The sequence below is a fragment of the Cellulomonas fimi genome (genome assembly GCF_028527925.1).
In the GTDB taxonomy this organism is placed as follows: domain Bacteria; phylum Actinomycetota; class Actinomycetes; order Actinomycetales; family Cellulomonadaceae; genus Cellulomonas; species Cellulomonas fimi_C.
Genome location: NZ_JAPESW010000015.1, coordinates 82,786 through 92,185 on the forward strand (window position 1 = coordinate 82,786; position 9,400 = coordinate 92,185).

Sequence of the window (9,400 nt, forward strand, 5' to 3'; positions counted from 1 at the left end):
AGGGCGCCAGGGCTGGCCGACCGGCATCGTCGCCGGCCACCGTCGCGTCCCGGCGTCCGGCCGACATGATCGTCGCCACCCCGCACGCCGAGGGCGCACCCGCCGGTGTGGAGTCCGGCGGGTGCGCCCTGTCGTCGGTCGGCCTGGTCGGTCGGCCTACTGGAAGGTGAACCAGTTGACGTTGACGAAGTCGGCCGGCTGACCGGACTCGAACGTCAGGTACACCGTGTGGGTCCCGGTCACGCCCGTGATGTTGGTCGGGACCGTCTTCCACGTCTGCCAGCCGCCCGTGCTGCCGATCGCGAAGCTGCCCACCGGTGACGCGGTGGGGCTGTCGAGCCGCACGACCACGAGCCCGCTGACCCCGGCCGCGGCACCGGACGCGACGCGCGCGCTGAACTGCGTGCGAGCCGTGGTGCCGAAGCGGACGTTGTCGAAGCGCAGGTGGTCGCCGTTGCCGATCCAGGCGACGTTGAGGCCGCCGTCCGTGTCCGACGTCGCCTCGGTCGCGGTGCCCGACTGGCCGTTGAACGCCTCTGCCTGGATCCGGGACGTCGCGTCGACGCCCGTACCGGTGCCCGCCGACGTCGTGACGGGCACCGAGCCGCTGGTGGCGGACCGGTTGCCGGCCGCGTCGTACGCCCGGACCGCGAACGTGTACGCCGTGGACGCCGACAGGCCCGACGCGGTGTACGTCGTGCCGGACGTCGAGCCGACGACCGTGCCGTTGCGCAGCACCTCGTACCCGGTCACCCCGACGTTGTCGGTCGAGGCCGACCACGACAGGGTCGTCGACGACGACGTGGTGCCCGACGCGCCCAGCCCCGACGGGGTCGAGGGCGCGGTGGTGTCGCTGCCGGTGCCGGAGGCCGTCGTCACGCTGACCGACGTGCTCGACGAGGACCGGTTGCCGGCCGCGTCGTACGCCCGGACAGCGAACGTGTACGTCGTGCCGGCCGAGAGGCCCGACGCGCTGTACGTCGTCCCGGACGTCGAGCCGACGACCGTCCCGTTCCGCAGCACCTCGTACCCGGTCACCCCGACGTTGTCGGTCGACGCCGACCAGGAGAGGTTCGTCGACGACGAGGTGGTCCCGGACGCGCTCAGCCCCGAGGGGGTCGAGGGCGCCGTGGTGTCACCGCCGGTCGAGCCGCCCGTCGTGGACGCGACCGATCGCGCCGGCACGGACAGCGTGACGCCGTTGGAGAACGTCACGGTGATCGCCGAGCTCCCCATGTTGGCGGCCTGGTAGGTGCGCGTGCCGTTCTTGACGAAGACCGCGTGCAGCGGGGTGTTCGCCGTGACGGACCGGTCGACGGTGCCGAGCACGGACAGGTTCTTCAGCCAGTAGAAGGTGTGCGCCCGGGACTCGCCCTCCTCGACGGTGTACGCGTTGGCCTGCGACCGGAACTCCGACAGCGCGGTGGGGGCGTCGGCCAGCGCCTGGAACTCCCAGATGATGTCCTTCCACACCGTCGCCTTGCCGCCGTTGTTGCGTTCGAGCTCGGTGAGGTTCCGGCCGATGTACGACGGGTTGTAGCCGAGGTACAGGTGACCCGCGGTGCTGGGCAGCAGGTTGATGCCCTGGATCATCTCGGGCTCCGCGGAGAACCACGTCGCGTACGCGCCGCCGTCGCCCCACACCATGCCGACCGTCGAGTGGCCGAAGGACGCGGGGAACGCCTCGTCGTCGGTGTCGAACCAGTAGTTCTCGATGGCCGACGCCTGCGTGGTGTAGAGGTAGATGCCCAGGTCACGGACGGTCTTGTTGCCCGTCGCCTGGCCCCACTGGATGAGCCCGCTGGCGAAGTTCATGCCCTCGGACGACGACTCCTGGTTGTTGCCCGCGCCGAACGCGCCGTGCCCGGAGGCCCAGTCGTGGCCGGCGTAGATGTCGAAGTCGCGCAGGAACGGGAACCGGGTGTCGTTGCGGTCCCAGTTGGCGGCGTCCTTGATGACGGTGTTGACCATGCCGCCGTACGCGGAGTCCGCGGCCCACGACGGGTCGAACTGCGCGACGTTGGCGGCCGCGACGACGTAGTAGCCGTAGTGGAAGTGGTGGTCGTTGAGGTCGGTGTCCGAACCGTACGACGCGGGGTAGCCGATGAGCGTGCCCCACGACGGGTTGTACCAGAACGCCCGCTGCGTCTCGCCGGACGACGCGGTCATCCAGTCGGTGAGGCGCGTCTTGACCGAGGCGAGCAGCTTGTCCCGCGCGGTGGTGTTGCCGGTGAGGTTCGCGATCTGGATGACCTGCGCGGCCCGGCCGAAGGCCTTGCCCGTCCAGTAGGTGTCCTCGCCGAAGCCCGCGAACGGGTCGGTCGCGGCGACCTGGTCGACGTAGCCGTTGAGCTGCGTCGCGTCGGCGGACCCGGGCGTGAAGCCGGTGGCCGCGAGCTGCGGGAGCACGCCGTTGAACGGGGTGACCGTCCGGAACTGCGACGAGCCGATGACGACGCGCATCGGGCCGCGCGGCGAGACGTACGCGTAGCTGCTCGGCGTGACGCCGGAGAGCTGGTCGCGCTGGTGCGGGTAGAGCGCGTAGACCGTGCCCGTCGCGGTGCCCTGCTTGGCGGTCGTCGTGAACGCGTAGGTCGCGGTCATGCGCGCGGTCGCCTCGTCGTACGACCAGGACACCTTGGTGCCGGTCACGTGGTTGTGCGCGTACGTCGCGTATGCGTTGAGCGCGGCGACCTTGTCGGCCGTGCTGGTGCCCGACCCGGTCGGCAGGACCGCGACGGAGAAGAAGTCCTTGCCGTTCAGGGACGAGCTGATCGACGTCCCCGAGATGTTCCACGTGGAACCGGAGGGTGCGAAGGCCGCGTAGTCGTGGCCGTTGACGGTGAAGCCGAGCGCCGCGTTGGTGTTGCTCCACACGGTCGGCGTGCCGGTCGTCGTGAGCGTCGCGTTGCCGCCGGTCTTGGTCGCGTAGACGAACGGCAGGCCGTGCCCGAACGTCGTGCGCAGGCTGCTCGAGCCGTTGCTCCAGAGCTCGGTGACCGTCCAGTCGGAGTACGTGTCGACCTTGCCGTCCGACGTCAGGCCGGCGACGCCGAGCCGGAAGTCCTCGGCGTAGGAGTAGTGGTACTCGCTCACGCCCGTCGACGTGCCGGAGACGCTCGGCGTCGTCGGGTAGCTCACTCCCAGGCCGTTCGTGAACGCCTTGAACGTCAGCGGGTGGGCGACGAGGTTCTCGGAGATCGCGCTGCAGTCGAACTTGCGCCACAGCAACGACGTCCACCAGTCGTTGGTCGGGATCGCCCCCGCCGGGAAGCTCGACGTGACGTGCGCACGCGGGTTGGTGACCGGGGTGTTGTTGCACTCGGTCGGCACCGCACCGCCGCTGGGCGTGCCCTCGGCGTAGCTGCCCGAGCCCACGGCGACGGCCGCGGCGCGCGGGACGGGCAGGAACAGCGCCTGGACGAGGTACGCCACGAGGGCACCGACCAGGATCATCGCCACGAGGGCGCGCCGGTCGACGGCTCGCGCCCTCACCGGCAGGGGATGGGATGACATCCGACGGTCTCCGTTTCTCGGGTCGGGTGCCGGGCGGCGGTCGTCGTCGACGGTCGTGCGGCACCGAGGGCGGCGCGGGCGTCGGGGGACGTGCGCGCCGGGCGTGCTGGTCTCACCGGCGTCGCGCGTGGCGGCGCCGGTGCGGGGCGGGTGCCGGTCGTCGGCCCGGTGCGGTGCGACGTCCCTGTCGCAGCGCGGACCGTGCCTCGTGGCCGGCGTCGTGCGGGCGGCTCGTGACCGCCGTCGTGCAGTCCGTCGCCGGCGCAGGGCCTCGTCTCTGAGGCCTGATCACGGTCGTTGACTCGTGTCACCGGCGTTGAGCGTCAAGGTTGCTGGCGGCGCCCGACAAAGTCAAGCGGAAGGAAAAGGTCGACCCCGGACGAGGGACACCGGACGCACCCGTGCCGCTCACACGTGTCACCCGCGCGTACGCGTGCGACGACGTCGGGACCGCCCGGACGGCGGATCAGGCGCGGTACTCGAACAGCACCGTCCCGGCGTCGTCGCGCACGAGCGCCCGGTGACCGTCGGTGACGTCGAGCTCGACGTGCAGCGCGTCGTCGCCCGCACGGGCCGTGTAGGCGTACCGCGTGTTGGTGAGCGAGGTCGCCGTCGTCGTCGCCCGGACCAGCCACGGGTGCCGACGACGCAGCCCGATCAGCTCCTGGTGCCGGCGGAACATGTCGGCGCCCCACGGCCCGAGGTCCGCGGGCGTGGGCGGCATCGACGGGCGCACGTCGTCGTCGCCGCCCAGCCGCTCCTCCTTGACGCCCGTGTACCCCTGCTCGTCGCCGTAGTAGACCGACGGGACGCCGCCGACGGTCATGAGGACGACGAGCGCCAGCACCGCACCCTCCGGCCCGACCGTCGACGCGATCCGGCTGACGTCGTGATTCCCCACGAATGTGCTGGTCAGCACGCTGTCGAGGATCTCCGCATGCCGCTGCAGCGCCCAGTCGAGCTCGAAGAAGTTGCCGTCGACGAGGCTGCTCCAGATCGCCTTCCACAGCTCGTACTGCGTCACCGAGTCGAACCCGGCGGCCTGCGCGATCGCGGCGTAGTCGCCGTGGATGACCTCGCCGACGAACCACGCGTCGGGGTGGTGCTCGCGCACGCGCGGCAGCACCTGCGCCCAGAACTCGGTCGGCACCGCGTACGCCGCGTCGAGCCGCCAGCCGTCGATCCCGCGGTCGAGCCACGTCGTCATCGCGCGGACGACGAGGTCGGCGACCTGCGGCGACGCGTGGTTCAGCGCGACGAGCGACCCGTGCCCCTCGAAGTCGCCGAGGCGCGGGTGCGCCGGGTCGGACCAGTCGACGTGCAGCACGTCCGCGAGCGGGCCGTCGGGACCGCCGTCGAGCACCTCGCGCACCCACGGGTGGCCGGCGCCGACGTGGTTGAACACGCCGTCGAGCACGACGCGCAGCCCGCGGTCACGGCACGCCGCGACGAGGTGGTCGAGGTCCGACTCGTCGCCCAGACGCGGGTCGATCCGGAAGTGGTCGAGCGTGTCGTACCCGTGCGACTCCGACGCGAACACCGGTCCGAGCAGCAACCCCGAGGTGCCGAGCTCGACCGCGTAGTCGAGCCACGCCTCGAGGTGGCGGAGCCGGTGCGCCGCGTCGTGCTCGGTCCGGATCGGCGCCCCCGTGAACCCCAACGGGTAGACGTGCCACCAGATGCAGTGCTCGACCCAGCCCATGCCCCTCCTCAGCCGACGCGTGCCGTCGGTCCGACCGTACGGGCCCGCGCGCGCAGCGCCCACCAGACGGTGCCGCCCGCCGTCAGGCCCAGTCCCAGCAGGCCGAGGACGATCGCCAGGAACACGCCCCCGATCGTGCCGAACACGCCCAGCAGGAACGACGACGTCCGCTGCCCTTCCGCGACCACCGCGAGCGCACCGTCGCTGGGCGAGCCCGGCACGACGACCGTGTGCTCGCCCGGGGTCGTCACGGTGAACGCCGCCACGTTGAACGCCCGGCGGTCGCCGCGCTGCGCGTTGATGCTCACGCCGGGTGCGTCGTCGACCTCCACCGGTGAGCCGTCGGGGCCGACGACGCGCACGTCTGCGTCGAGACCCGTGTGCGCGTCGCCGTCGTCGACCACGAGGAACACGTCGTACCGCCCGGGCGTGAGGTCCGCTCCGACGGAGCCCGGGACGGCGGTCGAGGCCACCGCCGACGGTCCCGCGTCGCCCTGCGCGTCGATCACGCCGAGCGGGAGCAGCGACAGGAAGGTCCGCACGACCACGACCGCGGCGACCATCGTGGCGACGAGCAGCAGCGCACCGGCCGACGTCAGGACGACGGGCCCGACGAGCGAGCGGCGTGGGGTCGCGGGGGTGGGCGGAACGGGCGACGGGTACGAGGCGTCCACGGTCGCTGGACGTTACTCCGCCCCCGGGGCGCGCGCGGACGACGTGCGGGACGAGGCGGAGCCCCGAGGGTCCGCGTGCAGGACTCCTCGGGGCTCCGCGCTGATCGGCCGGGCTGCGGCCGCCCGGTCAGCCGGCGAAGGTCTGGAGCTCGGCGATGCGCGGCGTGCCCGACGCGCTCACGATCTCCAGCGTCACCTTCTTGAGCGACGTGGAGGAGAAGGACACGACGCCGGGTGCGCCGCTGCCGGACGCGAGGGTCGAGCCGGTGTCGGCGTTGAGGATCTTCCAGGACCCGATCGAGCCGCCGCCCGACGCCTGGACGATGTTGACCTTCGAGATCGTCTTCGCGGAGCCCCACTTCACCGAGATCTTCCCGGTGGAGCCTGAGGGCGACCAGTAGGTGCTGGTCGAGCCGTCGACGACGTTGCCGTAGCTCGTGCCGCTGGCCTTGCTCGACCCGTCGGCGCCCGCGCCGATGCTCAGGTTGGTGCCGCTCGGCGTGGTCGGGTTCGAGGTGGGCGTCGGGTTCGACGTCTGCGTGGGCGTCGGGTTCGAGGTCTGCGTCGGCGTCGGGTTCGGCGTGGTCGGCGTGCAGGAGCCGTTCGACGTCTTGAGGCCCTTGTTGGCGCCGGCGGTGGCGGACACGACGCTCGGGACGCAGGACGCGCCGTCGAGGCTGTAGGAGTACGGCACGGAGACCGTGGTGGTCGACGCCATGCTCGGGCCGGCGGGGTAGGTGTCGGAGCCGGCCGAGGACCACGTCACGTTGTCGAGGATGTTGCCGGCGGTCTGCCAGGTGCCCCGCTCGGACGTGTAGAACGTGCCGAGCACGTCCTTCGAGTCCTCGAAGTAGTTGTTCTCGACCTTCGCCCTGGCGCCCGCACGGGAGTTGATCCCGGACTCGTGCAGGTTGACGTAGTGGTTGTTGTAGATGTGGGCGACGCCGCCGCGCAGCAGCGGCGTGCGCGAGTCGATGTTCGAGTACAGGTTGTGGTGGAACGTGATGTTGCCGCTGCCGGTGTCGGTCTCGCTCGACCCGATGAGGCCGCCGCGACCGGAGTTGCGCAGGATGCTGTACGACAGCGTCACGTTCTCGACGTCGTTCTTGAGGTCGAAGAGGCCGTCGTAGCCCTCGGACTCGCCGCCCGACGCCTCGAGCGTCACGTGGTCGACCCAGACGTTGCGGACGGTGCTCTCCATGCCGATGGCGTCACCGCCGTTGGACGTGGGCGAGCCCGACTTCTTGACGTTCTTGACGGTGACGTTCTGGATGATGATGTTGCTCGAGTCGCGGATGTGGATCCCGATCTGGTCGAACGTGGCGCCGCCGCCCACGCCTTCGAGCGTCACGTTGCTGATGCCCTTGAGCTCGATGACTCCCGAGGCGGTGCTGCACCCGGAGCCAGACACCTGCGACGTGTTGCCGACGGTGATCGTGCCCTCGACCTGGATGGTGATCGGGGTCGTCTTGCTGGGACGGCTGCACAGCGCCTGGTGGATCGCGGTGCCCGTGGTGGCCTTGACGGTCGTGCCGCCGGCGCCGCCGGTCGTGCCGCCGTTCGTTGCCGCGAAGCCGTTCGCGGTGCCCGTGACCGCGACCGCGCCGGGGGCGGCCAGGGCGGTCAGGCCGAGCGTGGCAGCCAGGGCCGTCGTGGCTCCTGCTGCGAGGAGTCGCACTGCGACTGGTCGGTTCATCGTTGCCTCTCACCTCGTCGTCGAAGGGGCAGTGCCGAGGTGCGTCCCGCGCGCCGTCGTGGGCGCTGCGCCGCGTCGTCGCGGGTCCTGCGGACGTCACCCACCGGGTGAGTAACCGGTTTCTCGATCGTAGGACAGCGGTTTCCATGACCTCAACGACTAAACGTTTCGCGACTGGAAGACGCGGCTGACCTGCGGAGACGCGACGCGCGCCGACGCCACGGCGCCCGTTCTCAGCCCGCGGGACGGTCCGGCGAGGTCCTGGACTCGACGCGCCTGGCGGGGGACAGTGCGCGCTCCCGACAGGAGGTCACCGATGAGCGCCGAGTTCCTCTGGTACATCCCCAACCAGGTCGCACCGGGTCACCGGGGCGAGCGCGTGTCCGCCGGCCACAACAGCCTCGACACGCTCGCCGAGCAGGCCCTCGCACTCGAACAGCACGGGTGGAAGGGCGCGCTGCTCGGCACCGGGTGGGGACGGCCCGACACGTTCACCGTCGCCACCGCGCTCGCCGCGCGCACCACCACGTTCGAGCCGCTGGTCGCCGTCCGCCCCGGCTACTGGCGACCCGCGCACTTCGCGTCCGCCGCCGCGACGCTCGACCACCTCACGGGCGGTCGCGTGCGCGTCAACGTCGTCTCCGGCAAGGACGACCTCGCCGCGTACGGCGACGCCGACGGCGACCAGGCCGACCGCTACGCCCGCACGCGCGAGTTCCTCCAGCTGGTCCGAGGGCTCTGGACGCAGGAGCACGTCGACTTCCACGGCGAGCACTTCCAGGTCACCGGGTCGACGGTGCTGCCCCGCATCGAGCCGCGCGGCGACCGGCGGCACCCCACCCTGTACTTCGGCGGTGCGTCCGAGGCCGCCGAGCGCGTCGCCGCCACCGAGGCCGACGTCCAGCTGTTCTGGGGCGAGCCGCTCGCCGGCGTGCAGGAGCGCATCGACCGCCTCCGGACCCTCGAGCAGCGGCTCGGACGCGAGCACCCGCCGCTGCAGTTCGGGCTGCGCGTCACGACGTTCGTCCGCGACACGACCGAGGAGGCGTGGGCCGACGCCGAGGCGAAGGTCGCCGAGCTGGCCCGCACCCGCGGCACCGTGCCCGTCGACCGGCACCGCGGCACCGCCGTCGGCCAGCAGCGCCTGCTCGACCTCGCCGCCCGGGGCGACGTGCTCGACGACAACCTGTACACGGCTCCGGGCCGGTTCGGGGGCGGCGGTGCGGGCACGACGTGGCTCGTCGGATCGGCCGAGGACGTCGCGAAGTCGCTGCGCCGGTACCAGGACCTGGGCGTCACGCACTTCGTCCTGTCCGACACCCCGTACCTGCGCGAGATCCGCCGGCAGGGCGACCAGCTGCTCCCCCTGCTGCGCGGCTGACACCATGCGGCGACGACCCGTTCGGACGACGCCAGATCACGGCGACATAACGATGTACCTAGTACCGCGCCGATTTACCTAGTACCGCGTGGCTCAGGTGCTGGACCGACTGCTAGACAGTCGCTCGGTTGCGCCCGAGGGCCCGCTCGACGACCACCGTCAACGGTGACGGTGCAGGTGGCGGGCCCGTCGGGCCGCCGTGTCCCCGCACCACCGCCCCGGGCGCACCCCGCCGGCGGTCACCACGACGAGGTGGTCAAGCATGAGGCGTCACATCCTGGCGGGCCTCGCCCTCGCGGTCCTCGCGACCGCGATCGTCCTGTTCTCCGGCCCTGACCTCCAGGGCGTCACCCTGCTCGGCGCCGCGCTCGGCGGGGCGCTCGGGCTCGTGCCCGACCGGTCCCCCGGCGCGCGCGCCGGTGCCTTCGCCG

The 9,400-nt window shown here is 71.7% G+C and carries 5 protein-coding genes; 1 reads left to right on the forward strand and 4 read right to left on the reverse strand.

Annotated features, from left to right (window positions below; genetic code table 11):
- Positions 1-156 precede the first annotated feature (156 nt).
- The 4 genes from OMK64_RS09385 to OMK64_RS09400 form a co-directional block, all read right to left on the reverse strand.
- Positions 157-3,495 (reverse strand): glycosyl hydrolase, encoded by a 3,339-nt coding sequence (locus OMK64_RS09385; protein ID WP_272727809.1) that lies wholly within the window; start codon positions 3,493-3,495, stop codon positions 157-159.
- Between the two features lie 487 nt (positions 3,496-3,982).
- Entirely contained in the window at positions 3,983-5,218 is a 1,236-nt protein-coding gene (locus tag OMK64_RS09390) for an alpha-amylase family protein (protein WP_272727810.1), read from the reverse strand.
- An 8-nt stretch (positions 5,219-5,226) separates the two neighbouring features.
- Positions 5,227-5,892 carry a hypothetical protein gene (locus OMK64_RS09395; RefSeq protein ID WP_272727811.1) on the reverse strand — a complete coding sequence of 222 codons (666 nt, stop codon included), beginning with the start codon at positions 5,890-5,892 and terminating at the stop codon, positions 5,227-5,229.
- A 127-nt stretch (positions 5,893-6,019) separates the two neighbouring features.
- Positions 6,020-7,570, reverse strand: a complete 1,551-nt coding sequence (locus OMK64_RS09400; protein ID WP_272727812.1) for a pectate lyase family protein — start codon at positions 7,568-7,570, stop codon at positions 6,020-6,022.
- 334 nt (positions 7,571-7,904) lie between these two features.
- Between OMK64_RS09400 and OMK64_RS09405 the strand changes: the two genes are divergently transcribed.
- Positions 7,905-8,969, forward strand: a complete 1,065-nt coding sequence (locus OMK64_RS09405) for an LLM class flavin-dependent oxidoreductase (RefSeq protein WP_272727813.1) — start codon at positions 7,905-7,907, stop codon at positions 8,967-8,969.
- The last annotated feature ends 431 nt before the right edge of the window (positions 8,970-9,400 follow it).